The organism is Prevotella sp. HMSC077E09 (genome assembly GCF_001814685.1).
Taxonomy (GTDB): domain Bacteria; phylum Bacteroidota; class Bacteroidia; order Bacteroidales; family Bacteroidaceae; genus Prevotella; species Prevotella oris.
This window is the reverse complement of sequence record NZ_KV817595.1, coordinates 23,172-37,280: the sequence shown is the minus strand read 5'-3', so window position 1 is coordinate 37,280 and position 14,109 is coordinate 23,172. Positions and strand designations below refer to the sequence as shown.

The window sequence follows — 14,109 nt, the reverse complement described above, 5'->3', positions numbered from 1 at the left end:
TATTCCCCGATTATTCCTGCCTAAAAATCAAACTTCACAACCAAAGGAAGATGATCACTGAAGCCATTAAGATACTTTGCACCATGGAAATTACGCAAGGGTTGCAAACCTCCATAAACTTCATCATCAGTTAACAGAAATGGGAAATCAGCTATCGTACAACTTCGGAACAAAGGAACAAGGGCTTCACTGCACAGCACATGGTCCAGACTTCCCCACTCACCTCGATATTTATAGGTTCCTTTTGCCCCATGAGTTCCCATAGCTGATGCCGAAACATCAGCAAGACTGCGAGATATAAGATATTGAATACTAACATCTTGCGTATAGTCGTTAAAGTCTCCCGCAATAATAATATGAGCAGAAACTGAATTGCTTTTCACCGAATCTACTGCCTCTTGCAACCGCTTGACCACAGCCATGCGATTAGGACGTGTGGCAATTTCGCCTCCACTTCTACTCGGTGCATGCACCACAAACACATGAAGCGTATCACCAGAGATTATCTGTCCGGCAGCATATAGAATGTCGCGCGTGGGTCGCATGCCCTTGAGTGGCGTCACACGAATGGCATGCCAATGCAACAAACGAAAGGTAAAAGGCGAATAAAGCAAAGCCACATCAATGCCTCGGATATCGGGTGAATCGGTCATCACATATTCATAACGGGCCTGACGGAGCAGCGAGCGCTTCGTTAGGTCACGCATGACAGAGTCGTTTTCAACTTCACAGAGCGCGACTAAATCAGGTAACACCCAGTTGTTTCCCTCTCCTCCACACGCAATTATCTCCTGCCCGATGTGATTAAGCTTCTTCCAATAGCGGTTCGCATTCCAATGATGATAACTGTCGGGGAGATATTCCATATCTTGTTTCAAGGAATCATGCTGCGTATCGAAAAGGTTCTCGCAATTTAATTCCACGAAAGTAAAGATACCAAGCAGAAGATAAAACAGTTTCATAGGCGCATATTTTCAGACTATATCGTCTTTTACATGGTTACGAATACGCATCAGAAAGTCCTTCATCGCTGTTGCATCCTTTCGGTCTATGATATCAATGAGTTCTTTCAAAGCCTGCCTAATCTGCACAACTTGCCCGCCCGTATAAGGGTTAAAGAGGATTTCCTGCAACAGATAATCGTCTTCATTCAACACACCTTTAGCGATTTGCATGTGGCGTTTGAAGGTTGTTCCCGGTGCATCCTGATGCTTCATCACTGCAGCGAACACGAAAGTAGAGACAAACGGAATGCTCAAAGAATAAGCTACAGTCTCATCATGCTCTTGAAAAGAATATTCATAGATGTTGAGTCCAAGCCGTTGATAGAGGTCTTTGAAGAAGATACGCCCCATATAGTCACCCTCGCTGATGATGATTGCGTTCTCTTCGCTCAACTGATTAAGGTTGGCAAAGGTTGGACCAAACATCGGATGAGTGCTTACATAAGGGTGTCCGCTCTCTTCATAGAACGCTTTCAACCCCGTCTTCACACTGGCTATATCGCTGATAATACACTCTGCCGGCAAACAAGGCAACACTTCTTTGAAAGCAGCGAGCGTGTATTTCACGGTTACAGCATTAATTACCAGCTCGGGTGCAAAGGCCTTAATCTCGTCCAACTGCGTGAAACGCTGGCAGTTATAGGTGAAACGCATACGCTTTGCATCCTTTTCATAAACCGCCACCTCATGCTCAAAACTAAGTAGGTCGATGAAGAAACTCCCCATCTTTCCTGCTCCCATAATCAATATTTTCATGCTTACTGATTTACGATTTCCAACTGCTGACGCACACTCTCCTCGTGGATATGCTCAAACACTTGCGCTGCAAACTCGGGACTCATGCCACAAAGACTTGCCTGAGCACCACGCTTTGACAGGATTTCATTATAGCGATTGGTCTGCAACACGGTCATATTATGTTCCTTCTTATAAGTTCCAATCTCACGGCAGATACGCATACGTCTGGCCAGAAGTTCCATTAATTGATTGTCGAGTTCATCTATCTGCGCACGCAAGGGACGCAATCCCTCGGTCGTTGTATGCTCATCACGCACCACAAGAAGGCTCAAAATATAATCCAAAATATCAGGAGCTACCTGCTGCTTGGCATCACTCCATGCCTCATCGGGTGAGCAATGGCTTTCAACAATCAGCCCATCGAAACCCAAATCCATAGCTTGCTGACACAGAGGTGCTATCAAATCACGCCGTCCACCGATATGACTGGGATCACAAATCATTGGCAGTTCAGGTATGCGACGCCGCAATTCTATAGGTATCTGCCACATTGGTAAATTGCGATAAATCTTCTTATCAAAGCTTGAGAAACCTCGATGAATGGCTCCCAAACGCCTAATACCAGCCTGATTGAGACGCTGCAAAGCTCCAATCCACAACTCTATGTCCGGGTTTACAGGGTTTTTCACCAGCACAGGAATGTCAACACCTTGCAGGCAATCAGCCAAAGCCTGCATTGCAAAGGGGTTAGCACTCGTGCGGGCACCAATCCAAAGCACATCAATGCCATATTTCAAGGCCAGCTCCACATGTTCGGGCGTTGCCACTTCTGTGGCAGTCAGCATTCCCGTCTGTGCTTTCACTTCTTTCAACCACGGCAGAGCCTTCTCACCATTACCTTCAAAACCACCTGGTTTGGTACGTGGTTTCCAAACTCCAGCACGGAAGATATGACAACCTTTGGCAGCTAATTGTCGTGCTGTTGTCAACACCTGCTCTTCTGTTTCGGCAGAACATGGGCCAGCAATCACACAGGAAGGGCGTTCCTTGTCGCTGGGTAAATTCAGAGGTTTCAATTCAAGTTCCATATATTCTCTATTTTAATATTTGACGTTTTATATTTAGCTCATACAATATTATTCTATTCCAACAAGCTTTATGAACTATTTTTTTTCAATCCTATGATAAAATTCAATGTTCAAAGTTGCAGCTTCAATATCCGCTGCAGTGCCTCCTCCAACTGCTTTTCCTTGGCACAAAGGCTCAAACGCACATAGCGTTTACCATTCTCACCAAAGATAAAACCAGGCGTAATGAATACTTTCGCCTCATGAAGCACACGTTCTGTGAGTTCTTCCACATCGGCGTAATGGTCGGGAATGCGTCCCCAAAGGAACATTCCCACCTGCTGCGCATCAAACGAACAGCCCAATACTGTCATAATTTTCTCGGCAATTCTGCGCCTGCGCTTATACACATCTACATTATACTCGCGGTGCCAAGCTTCATCATTTGTGTTGAATGCCTCGGCAGCAGCCAACTGCAAACCGCGAAATGTGCCACTGTCGATATTACTCTTTATCTTCAATATCCAACTGATAAACGTAGGGTTCGAAACACACATGCCAACACGCCAGCCCGGTATATTATAGGTCTTGCTCATCGAATTGAGCTCAATTGAGCAGTCGCGTGCACCTTCCACCTGCATGATTGAAAGCTTCTCGCCCTCGTTGAGAATGAAAGAATAAGGATTATCATTGACGATGACGAGGTCGTGGGCATTGGCAAAAGCCACCAATCGCTCAAAAGTTTCACGGCGTGCATTGCCTCCTGTAGGCATATTGGGATAGTTCACCCACATCAATTTCACTCCCGTGAGGTTCATTTGTTCCAAAGCTTCAAAGTCGGGCTGCCAGCCATTGTCCTCCCGCAGATTATAGTTCACAATCTCTGCACCGAGAATCTTGCTCAAACTGGTATAGGTAGGATACCCCGGATTGGGCACCAACACCTTATCACCAGGGTTTACAAAGGCCAGCGTTGTATGCAGAATACCCTCCTTACTGCCTATCAAAGGTTGGATTTCTGTCTTAGGATTCAACGTCACACCATACCAACGCTGATAGAAAGTAGCCATAGCCTCGCGCAGTTCAGGCGTCCCAACAGTTGGCTGATAGCCATGAGCATCAGGTCTACGCGCCACCTCGCAAAGCTTATCTATGGTTTGTTTAGACGGTGGAAGGTCGGGACTTCCAATGGCTAAACTGATGATATTCTCGCCAGCGGCATTAAGTTGGGCAATTTCTTTCAGTTTTCTGCTGAAATAATATTCCTGAATTTCATTGACTCTATTTGCTGCTTTCATATTCTCCAAGTATTTTTATGTTCTTTACAAGCGGTGTAATGGCATCTATACTCTGACGATAACGCATGGGATTTGAGAAAACCACGTCGACATAGAACATATACTCCCACTCGCGACCGATAATGGGAAGCGACTGGATTTTCGTCAAGTTGATACCATAGAAACTGAGAATGGTGAGGATTTTACTCAGACTTCCCTCTTCATCGGGCAGGCTGAACACCAAGCTCGCCTTGTCAATCTTTTCTTCCGAACGGAGCAAAGAGGCCTGCGAAGCATTGCTCAACACGAGGAAACGCGTAAAGTTATGCTTATTGTCGTGAATGTCTTCCTGCAACACTTTCATGCCATACAGCTCGGCAGCATAACTCGAACATATAGCAGCCCAACCGTGCTTTGCATGATGAGCAATGTATGCTGCACTGCCGGCTGTGTCTTCTGCGACCACAGCTTTTAGTTCAGAATGCATGGCAAGGAAGTTACGACACTGCGCCAAAGCCACGGGGTGGGAATGCACTTCATGGATATCACTCCAGTCCTCACTGGCAAGACAACATAGCGCATGCTTGATATGAAGTTTCTGTTCGCCTATCACAACAGCCCCACTCGAACGCAACAGCTCGTAATTATGGAGCAATGAGCCGGCAATCGTATTCTCAATGGCCACGAGTCCTATCACAGATGAGTCGTGCTGGATATATTCAAACACCTGTTCGAACGTCTTACAGCAAAGCAATTCAAACGCTTCGCCATCAAAATATTGATGTGCTGCGATGTCATGGAAGGAACCACGTTCACCCTGTATTGCTATTTTCTTCATACATTGACAAATGAAAAACGGTCCTCGCTCTTACAAGCGGGACCGTTTCGTATTTTGTTTTTTAATTCATTCTAACCTTAAGTTGAAATTCACACGCAACTTCCCGCTTCACAATTCCTTGCAAAGTAAAAATAAAAGTAATCAAAAGATGCGTATGACTTCATATCTTGTTTTTTAGACGATGCAGTCGCATAATGCAACTGTTTCTTCTGCAAAAGTAGAATTTTTATTTTATTCCGCCAAACAATATATCACTTTTCTTTAGGAAAAAATAAAGGAATGAAAGAACATCACTCCTTTCTCTACCACATATCTCCAGTAGCCTTTAATATCAGAACGGCATTCCATGGCCTTTGCTACGCTGCATTTCACCCCATAACTTGATGCAAGTTATCTTGTAATCTGATGCAAGTTATACGGTAATCTGACGCAAGTTACAAGGTGATTTGATGCTAATTACAGCGTCTTTAGAAACAACTTGCGCAGCCCCTTGAACCAGAATACATCACATCTTGACAGACAACAATTTGAAACTACAAGAACACAAAGCTCATTTAGAGTGAGGAAGAGTTTTTCACTCAATACAGACCGTTTCGAGATATTGGCACTTTAAGCCCCTAAAAGAAACAATAAGAAGGAATAGACAGATGATTATTAAAGAGAGAAGTTGACTTATCATTAAATAAAAAAGGAGAGGATATACAATTTCTTTATGCAAATCCTCTCCCTGCAACAAAGTAGTAAATAATCGCTTAATAGCTTCTTGCTATGATGACACGACATTTAGCCGGCTTCCCCGAAACCATGTCAACACCCTCTGTCTGCTCATAATCAAAGGGCACACAACGAATGGTCGCCTGCGTGTCTTCCTTGATTTTGGCTTCTGTCTCAGCTGTACCATCCCAATGACAAAGGAAGAAACCGCCATCTTTCACACGCTCTTTGAACTCATCATAATTGTCACATTCGTAGACATGAGCATCACGATAAGCACGTGCTTTCTCAAACAAATTAGCCTGAATATCATCAAGAAGCGTCTTAACTCGCTCTACTATATTATCAAAACTTACACTTTCTTTCTCAAGCGTATCACGGCGCATGATTTCAATAGTGTTGTTTTCAAGGTCGCGCCCTCCCATGACGAGACGTACGGGTATGCCTTTCAACTCATAGTCTGCAAACTTAAATCCTGGGCGCTTGTTGTCTGAATCATCATATTTCACACTGATGCCAAGCTCCTCAAGCTTATTGATGACAGGCTGCAACTTGTTGCTGATAGCCTTGAGTTGGTCGTCACCTTTGTAAATAGGAACTATGACAACTTGGATTGGAGCAAGTTTCGGTGGCAGCACAAGACCATTGTCGTCGCTATGCACCATAATGAGAGCGCCCATCAAACGGGTGCTGACCCCCCAAGAAGTTGCCCATACATATTCGGGCTTATTCTCTTTATTCAAGAACGTAACATCAAAGCTCTTGGCAAAGTTCTGACCGAGGAAATGGCTCGTTCCACTTTGCAATGCCTTCCCGTCCTGCATCATCGCTTCTATGGTATAGGTATCAAGTGCACCGGCAAAGCGTTCAGTCTCACTCTTTACTCCCTGTAAAACAGGCACTGCCATCCATTTCTCTGCAAAGTCAGCATATACCTTCAACATCTTCTGAGCCTCAACTTCAGCCTCCTCCCGCGTAGCATGTGCTGTATGACCTTCTTGCCAAAGGAATTCAGAAGTACGCAGGAAAGGACGCGTACGCATTTCCCAGCGCATCACATTACACCATTGGTTACACATAATGGGCAGGTCTCTCCATGAATGAATCCAACCTTTATAAGTATTCCAGATGATAGTTTCTGACGTAGGACGGATAATCAGTTCTTCCTCAAGTTTAGCTGAAGGATCAACCACAACACTGTTTCCTTCTTCACTTGATTTAAGGCGATAGTGAGTAACAACAGCGCATTCCTTGGCAAACCCCTTTACATGTTCAGCTTCCCTGCTGAGGAAACTCTTCGGTATTAACAGTGGAAAATAAGCATTCTGCACACCGGTTTTCTTGAATTCTTTGTCAAGCTGTGCCTGCATCTTTTCCCAAATAGCGTAACCGTAGGGCTTAATGACCATACAACCACGCACAGGACTCTGCTCTGCCAATTCAGCCTTGACTACCAAATCATTATACCACTGGCTGTAATTCTCAGCCCTCTTGGTAAGTTGCTTTAGTTCTTTTGCCATTATACTAATCTTTATTCTTTAATCCGTATACATTGAAAAGTTTTAGGGAAACCCCTATTATGAATAGGTTATTTCCACTTTTTATGTCGTAAATATAGTGTAAATTTGCTGCAAAATTACAAAAAATAGTTGGTATTCAGCATATAATGTTGGAAAAACGACTATCTTTGCAGAAAATAAGTAACGAATTAAAGAAAGAGAAATTATGAAGAATTTGAAAATGGCAACAGTGGGACTCTGCGTCCTCTCTGTTTGCAGTTGTAGCACAAAACAAGGTACAGGCACGCTGATTGGTGCCGGTGGTGGCAGTGTTTTAGGTGCTATCGTTGGCAAGATTGCAGGAAACACAGCCGTAGGTGCAGCTATTGGTGGTGCCGTTGGCGCCGGTGCCGGTGCTTTGATTGGCCGACACATGGATAAAGTTGCAGCTCAAGCTGCCCAGATACGGAATGCAAAGGTTGAAGAAGTGACTGATGCAAACGGACTGAAAGCAGTCAAAGTTACTTTCGATAGTGGAATTCTCTTTGCAACAAATCAGGCAACACTCACTTCATCTTCAAAGAATGATTTGGCCAAATTTTCAAAAGTGCTGAAGGATAACAGTGATTGCCATGTAGATATCTATGGCCATACCGATGCGACAGGCAATGATGGCATCAACATACCTCTAAGTAACAGACGTGCAGAGAGTGTTGTTAACTATCTTAAGCAATGTGGTGTTTCAGGCTCACAGTTCCAGAATGTTGTTGGAAAAGGTAGTGCTGAGCCTGTTGCAGACAACTCTACTGCTGCTGGCCGCAAGCAAAATCGCCGCGTAGAAGTTTACCTGTATGCTTCTCAGGCAATGGTAAATGCCGCCAAGAACGGTTCACTTTCAGAATAATCTGATTAAAACAATTTCATATCGGGAGTACACTGCCAAAACAGTGTGCCCCCATTTTTGCATTAATGAAAACCATAATCTGGAAAATTATCAGGTGGGGTTTTGCCCTGTTCTTTGCCTCTTCGATATTCGCAGTGGTTATTCTCCGCTTTGTTCCCGTATATTTCACTCCACTTATGTTTATCCGTTGCTTCCAACAAGTAGGCAATGGAGAGAGTATGATACTGCATCATCATTGGATACCGCTTGAAGAAATCTCTCCTCATCTGCCTGTTGCTGTCATGGCAAGTGAAGATCAACGTTTTCTATTACATCATGGTTTTGATTACAATGCCATTCAGAAAGCGGCAAAACAGAATTTGAAAAGTGGAAAACAGAAAATGGGGGCAAGCACCATTAGCCAGCAAACAGCAAAGAACGTGTTCCTTTGGCCCGGTCGCTCTTGGACGCGAAAAGGTTTTGAAGTCTATTTTACGGCACTTATAGAACTGCTATGGAGCAAGCAACGCATTATGGAAGTTTACCTGAACTCCATAGAAATGGGCAACGGCATCTATGGGGCAGACGCTGTGGCTGAATATAATTTTGGGAAGAAAGCTGTCGATTTATCACGTGCAGATTGCGCCACTATAGCAGCTACATTGCCTAATCCCCGAAAGTTCAGCAGTAAGAATCCAGGCCCTTATGTCATTAAACGGAGAGGGCAGATTATGGCCAACATGCGTTTCATTCCCAGTTTTCCAAAAGAAGGAGAAGATTATAACCCTCACACTGCTGTAGGTGGTGTATATGCTCATTAATTAGCATGGATTTTGAATTAAATGAAGGACAGCGCGCTGCTGTCGAATATTGTGACGGGCCACAGTTAGTCATTGCAGGTGCAGGTTCAGGCAAAACGCGTGTACTCACCTATAAGATTGCTTATCTGATTGATGAGAAACAGTTTGAACCATGGAGTATCTTGGCTTTAACCTTTACAAATAAGGCTGCGAATGAGATGCGTAGTCGTATTGGCAAGGTTGTGGGGCAGGACCGTACACGCTATCTCTATATGGGTACATTCCATAGTATTTTTTCTCGTATTCTGCGCATCGAAGCTGAAAAGTTGGGCTATACCAAGCAATTTACAATATATGATGAAGCAGACAGTCGTTCGCTCTTGAAGAACATTATCAAGGAAATGAAACTGGATGATAAGGTGTATAAGCCTGCAGGTGTTCATGCAAAGATCAGTATGGCAAAGAACCATCTCATTCTTCCCGACTTATATGCCCAAGACCAAGCTGCCTTGAAGCGAGATTATCATAACCATCAACCAGAGATTTACAAAATCTATCAGACCTATCAACAACGTTGTCAGAAGTCCAATGCCATGGACTTTGACGATTTACTTGTACTTACTTGGCGACTCTTCAAAGAGCATGATGACATTCGAAAGAAATATGCCGAGCGGTTCAAGTATGTGTTGGTTGATGAGTATCAAGATACCAACTTTGTGCAGCAGTGTATCGTTCTGCAGCTTACTCAAGAGCATCGTCGTGTGTGTGTCGTCGGGGATGACGCCCAAAGTATCTATGGCTTCCGCGGTGCCAATATTGATAACATCCTCGATTTTCAAAAGATTTATCCCGAAACCAAGCTTTTTAAGTTAGAGCAAAACTATCGATCTACCCAGCATATTGTACAGGCAGCGAACAGTTTGATACAGCATAATAAACGGCAAATTCCAAAAGATGTCTTCAGTTGCAACGATAAGGGAGAAAGATTAATCCTGCGCCCTGTCTACAGTGATAAGGAAGAAGCTGCAGTTGTTTGCCGTTATATTAAACGGCTTAAGCAGAAAGAAGATTTCAATTATGATAGCTATGCGATATTATATCGCACTAATTCCCAGAGCCGAAGTTTTGAAGAAGAGATGCGAAGGCAGAGCATACCTTATCGGATTTTCGGTGGTATGAGTTTCTATCAGCGCAAAGAAATTAAAGATATTCTGGCTTACTTCCGCATGGTAGCCAACCCTGAAGACGAGGAAGCAATCAGGAGAATCATCAATTATCCAACGCGAGGCATCGGTGATACAACGGTTGCAAAGATTGCAGCATGTGCTCAAGCAAACGATGTCAGCTTTTGGCAAATTGTTAATTCTCCGGTGAAATATGGTCTGAACGTAACCAATAGCACTGTCAACAAATTACGTTCATTTGCCGAACTCATCTCTTCTTTCATTGAGAAATCAGCCTCAACGGATGCTTACCAATTAGGAACAGCCATTATTCAAGAGAGTAAAATCAATGCAGATATATTTTCATCCAACGATCCGGAAGCACTCTCTCGACAGGAAAATGTTGAAGAATTCCTCAGCGGTCTGCAGGATTTTGTTGAAGGAAGACGCGAAGAAGGCCAGGAAGAGTATACAGGGCTGACAGACTTTCTGCAAGAAGTTTCATTGCTTACCGATGTAGAAAGTGACGATGACAAAGACGGAAATAAGGTTAGTCTGATGACAATTCATTCAGCAAAAGGATTGGAATTCCCCGTGGTTTTCATTGTAGGGATGGAAGAAAACATATTCCCCAGCCCTATGTCTGCAAATAATCCACGCGAACTTGAGGAAGAAAGGCGCTTGCTTTATGTGGCGATTACGCGTGCAGAGAAGTATTGTATCTTGACTTGTGCAAAAAACAGATGGCGTTTTGGTAAATTGGAATTCGGCGCTCCAAGCCGTTTCTTACATGATATTGATCCGTCTTGCCTGCGGATTGAAAATGACAACTTAACTGATGATATCCTTTTCAAAAACTCTATTCCAAAGTCTGCAAAGCCGACTACCGGTATCCACTCAAGTCCTTTGCGCCCTGCAAGAGTGGGACCAATCGTGCCCAAGTCAATATCAAAAGAACCGAGCAAGACTCCTGTCTCCACTCCCGATGGATTGCATGTTGGCTGTATCATAGAACATCAGCGCTTCGGTATGGGCACTGTCATCAATCTTGAAGGGGAAGGAGAAAATCAGAAAGCCACTGTAACATTCAAGAATACCGGCCAGAAAGTGCTTTTATTGAAGTTTGCCCGATACACGATTATTGAATAACGTTTGACAAAGGAGAGCCGGCTACAGAGCAGAGAAAGTCTCACATGCAATATCCATCTTTCTTCTGCGTTAATCAAATAGATATGAAAGCAAGAATTTATTTGATAGTCCTCTTCTTTGTCTCTGTGTTTCATCTGCAAGCACAGAACTTCACGCTTCATGGCACAATCCTCGATACTATGGGCAAACCGATTGAATTTGTAACTATCAGCAGCCAGGGAAAAGTAGTGTTTTCTTCATTGAAAGGAACTTTCTCCATGACTCTTCAAAGCACAGATTCTGTAGTCGTGAAGTTCTCAATGATTGGCTTCAAAACTAAGACTCGTGTATTGCGAAATCCCAAAGGCACACAAAAACTTGTCATTTCGCTTGCCGAAAGCGAAAATACGCTTGGCACTGTTGACGTGAAAGGGCAAAAAATACAAACCGGACAGAACCAACAACTGAAACAAGAAGACCTGCAAAACATACATGCGGCCAATGGAAATGCCGTTGAAAAGCTTGTGCAGATGCAGGCTGGCGTTTCTACCCACAGCGAACTTTCATCCCAATATAATGTCCGTGGCGGCGCATTTGACGAGAACAGCGTATATATTAACGGCAATGAGATTTATCGTCCTTTCTTGGTTCGGAGCGGACAGCAAGAAGGATTGTCAGCTATCAATCCGTATATGGTTGAGAAAATTGATTTCTCAACCGGAGGCTTCGCGGCTAAATATGGCGACCGCATGTCATCTTCATTAGACATCACCTATAAGCAACCCAAAGCCTTTGAAGCTACTATAGCCGCAAGCTTGATGTCGGCCGATGCGTATATCGGTTTTGGCAACAACAAGTTTTCATGGACCAACAGTTTCCGTTACAAGACCACACGCAATCTGTTAGGGTCTTTGGAAACCACAGGAGAATATAAACCACGCTTTTTGGACTATCAGACTTATCTGCACTATGCCCCTGACCAGCGATGGACTATCGACGTTATTGGAAACATCAACCTAAGCCATTACGATTTCTATCCTACTTCAAGGGAGACAAGTTTCGGCACATTAAAGAACGTGAAATCGTTTCGTGTGTATTTCGACGGCCAGGAAAAGGATATCTTCAAAACCTATCTTGCCTCGGTTTCCCTAAGCCGTCATTTCGGAAAAAACACCCAACTTTCACTCATAGCCTCTGCTTTCAAAACCCATGAAAGAGAACAATACGACATTCAAGGGCAGTACTGGCTCACGCAAACCGAAACCAATAAGAACTTAGGCGTAGGCACTTATTTTGAACATGCACGCAACTATCTGAATGCACATGTTGAGGCTTTAAAGCTGATGTTAAAGCATAAAACGGCTAAACACAACGTTGAGACGGCCCTATATTTCAAGAGAGAGCATATCGAAGCAAACAGCAACGAATATGAAATGCGCGACTCAAGTGGCTACAGCATACCGCACACGGGGAAAGAGCTCAATCTTATCTACTCGCTGCGCGCACAAAACAAGATTGATGCCAACCGCGTTGAGAGTTATATTCAAGACACCTGGCACTTTGCAAGCAAGAGAGAGCACACCCACTTCACCCTAAACTACGGTATCCGTATGAGCCACTGGAGTTTCAATCGGGAAACCATCGTTTCGCCACGCCTGTCTTTGGGGATTGTTCCCGCATTCAATTCAAATGTTACTTTTCGCTTGGCCACAGGTCTTTACTATCAAGCTCCATTCTTCAAAGAACTGCGCGACACAACCACGATAAACCATATCACGGTGACAAGGCTTAATGACAAGATACGCAGTCAGCGTTCCATTCATTTCATTGCAGGTTTTGATTATCAGTTCAAAATGGGCACGCGCCCTTTCAAATTCACAGCTGAAGCCTATTATAAAATCCTCGGGAATCTCATTCCCTACTCTGTAAACAACGTGAAAGTGGTATATTATGGAACGAATGATGCCAAGGGCCATACTGCAGGTGTTGATTTCAAACTCTATGGAGAGTTTGTACCCAACACGAATTCATGGGTGAGTCTGTCGCTGATGAACACGCAGATGCGCTTCCACGGCATGGACATTCCATTGCCTACCGACCAGCGTTACGCCTTGAATATGTTTTTCACAGACTATTTCCCGGGCACTGACAAATGGAAAATGACCTTGGCCATGAGCTATGCAGACGGACTTCCCTTCTCTACTCCGCACGATGAACTCGGCAGGAATTCCTTCCGTGCACCGGCTTACAGGCGCGTTGACCTCGGCATGAGCTATCGTCTGCTTGACAACACAAAGAAAGCTAAGCCCATTATAAAGAATGTATGGCTCGGATTAGAATGTCTGAACCTCTTTGGCATCAACAATGTCAACAGCTATTACTGGATTACCGATGTCACAAATGCGCAGTATGCCGTACCCAATTACCTTACAGGGCGACTGCTTAATGCGCGCGTGACGGTGGATTTATAAATATTCGGACCTTTCGGCCGTGGCCGAAAGTCAGTTTTCATCGTTTTAGGTTCATCGGCCATGGCCGAAACACTGTTTTTGCTGTTTTCCACTCGTCGGCCGTGGCCGAAAGCCAATTTTCGTCGTTTTTCGTTCGTCCGCCACGGCCGAAACGCAGAATTTATCTGTTTTTGATTTTCCACCGCGGCGGAAACGCTGTTTTTCTCATTTTCTGCTTTTCAGCCATGGCGGAAATGATATTTCTGCTGTTTTCCACTCGTCCGCCGCGGCCGAAAACCAATTTTCAGCATTTTCTCGCTTTCAGCCGTGGATGACGAACGATTTTCTATGAAAATTGATGATTTTCCCCCGTATCTGAACAGCTTTTTCTGAAAATCTGCAATTTACTATCGTATCTGAACTGTCTTTCTTGAAAATCTGCAATTTACTATCGTATCTGAACTGTCTTTCTTGAAAATCTGCAATTTAATATCGTATCTGAACAGATTTTTCTGAAAATCGATGATTTACTCCCGTATCTGAGTGGT

10 protein-coding genes are annotated in these 14,109 nt (G+C 44.0%); 4 read left to right on the top strand and 6 right to left on the bottom strand.

Annotation, left to right across the window (positions count from 1 at the left end; all coding sequences use genetic code 11):
* Positions 1–20 precede the first annotated feature (20 nt).
* From HMPREF2983_RS12085 to proS, 6 genes are all read right to left on the bottom strand, one after another.
* Entirely contained in the window at positions 21–962 is a 942-nt protein-coding gene (locus tag HMPREF2983_RS12085) for an endonuclease/exonuclease/phosphatase family protein (RefSeq protein WP_070668786.1), read from the bottom strand.
* A gap of 12 nt (positions 963–974) precedes the next feature.
* On the bottom strand, positions 975–1,760 hold the full coding sequence (locus HMPREF2983_RS12080; RefSeq protein WP_070668782.1) for a prephenate dehydrogenase/arogenate dehydrogenase family protein: 786 nt from the start codon (positions 1,758–1,760) through the stop codon (positions 975–977).
* Positions 1,761–1,762: 2 nt separating this feature from the next.
* Positions 1,763–2,830, bottom strand: a complete 1,068-nt coding sequence (locus tag HMPREF2983_RS12075; RefSeq protein ID WP_004372168.1) for a bifunctional 3-deoxy-7-phosphoheptulonate synthase/chorismate mutase type II — start codon at positions 2,828–2,830, stop codon at positions 1,763–1,765.
* 110 nt (positions 2,831–2,940) lie between these two features.
* Entirely contained in the window at positions 2,941–4,107 is a 1,167-nt protein-coding gene (locus HMPREF2983_RS12070; protein WP_070668780.1) for a pyridoxal phosphate-dependent aminotransferase, read from the bottom strand.
* Complete coding sequence (locus tag HMPREF2983_RS12065) at positions 4,091–4,924, bottom strand: prephenate dehydratase (RefSeq protein WP_070668777.1); 834 nt, start codon at positions 4,922–4,924, stop codon at positions 4,091–4,093. Before HMPREF2983_RS12065 ends, HMPREF2983_RS12070 begins: the two co-directional genes overlap by 17 nt.
* A 752-nt stretch (positions 4,925–5,676) precedes the next feature.
* Positions 5,677–7,158 (bottom strand): proline--tRNA ligase, encoded by a 1,482-nt coding sequence (gene proS, locus HMPREF2983_RS12060; protein WP_070668774.1) that lies wholly within the window; start codon positions 7,156–7,158, stop codon positions 5,677–5,679.
* Between the two features lie 205 nt (positions 7,159–7,363).
* On the opposite strand from proS, the gene HMPREF2983_RS12055 reads away from it, so the two are divergent.
* The 4 genes from HMPREF2983_RS12055 to HMPREF2983_RS12040 all read left to right on the top strand — a co-directional run bounded on the left by HMPREF2983_RS12055 (position 7,364) and on the right by HMPREF2983_RS12040 (position 13,582).
* Positions 7,364–8,041 carry a YiaD family glycine zipper/OmpA-like lipoprotein gene (locus tag HMPREF2983_RS12055; RefSeq protein WP_070668771.1) on the top strand — a complete coding sequence of 226 codons (678 nt, stop codon included), beginning with the start codon at positions 7,364–7,366 and terminating at the stop codon, positions 8,039–8,041.
* Positions 8,042–8,106: 65 nt separating this feature from the next.
* Entirely contained in the window at positions 8,107–8,841 is a 735-nt protein-coding gene (mtgA, locus tag HMPREF2983_RS12050) for a monofunctional biosynthetic peptidoglycan transglycosylase (protein WP_070668768.1), read from the top strand.
* Between the two features lie 5 nt (positions 8,842–8,846).
* Positions 8,847–11,132: an ATP-dependent helicase gene (locus HMPREF2983_RS12045; protein WP_070668765.1), complete on the top strand. Its 2,286-nt coding sequence runs from the start codon at positions 8,847–8,849 to the stop codon at positions 11,130–11,132.
* 83 nt (positions 11,133–11,215) lie between these two features.
* Positions 11,216–13,582, top strand: a complete 2,367-nt coding sequence (locus tag HMPREF2983_RS12040) for a TonB-dependent receptor (RefSeq protein WP_070668763.1) — start codon at positions 11,216–11,218, stop codon at positions 13,580–13,582.
* Positions 13,583–14,109 lie beyond the last annotated feature (527 nt).

Coding starts and splice junctions, on each gene's coding strand:
- HMPREF2983_RS12085 (WP_070668786.1), bottom strand. CDS start 962: ATGAAACTGTTTTATCTTCTGCTTGGTATCTTTACTTTCGTGGAATTA.
- HMPREF2983_RS12080 (WP_070668782.1), bottom strand. CDS start 1,760: ATGAAAATATTGATTATGGGAGCAGGAAAGATGGGGAGTTTCTTCATC.
- HMPREF2983_RS12075 (WP_004372168.1), bottom strand. CDS start 2,830: ATGGAACTTGAATTGAAACCTCTGAATTTACCCAGCGACAAGGAACGC.
- HMPREF2983_RS12070 (WP_070668780.1), bottom strand. CDS start 4,107: ATGAAAGCAGCAAATAGAGTCAATGAAATTCAGGAATATTATTTCAGC.
- HMPREF2983_RS12065 (WP_070668777.1), bottom strand. CDS start 4,924: ATGAAGAAAATAGCAATACAGGGTGAACGTGGTTCCTTCCATGACATC.
- proS (WP_070668774.1), bottom strand. CDS start 7,158: ATGGCAAAAGAACTAAAGCAACTTACCAAGAGGGCTGAGAATTACAGC.
- HMPREF2983_RS12055 (WP_070668771.1), top strand. CDS start 7,364: ATGAAGAATTTGAAAATGGCAACAGTGGGACTCTGCGTCCTCTCTGTT.
- mtgA (WP_070668768.1), top strand. CDS start 8,107: ATGAAAACCATAATCTGGAAAATTATCAGGTGGGGTTTTGCCCTGTTC.
- HMPREF2983_RS12045 (WP_070668765.1), top strand. CDS start 8,847: ATGGATTTTGAATTAAATGAAGGACAGCGCGCTGCTGTCGAATATTGT.
- HMPREF2983_RS12040 (WP_070668763.1), top strand. CDS start 11,216: ATGAAAGCAAGAATTTATTTGATAGTCCTCTTCTTTGTCTCTGTGTTT.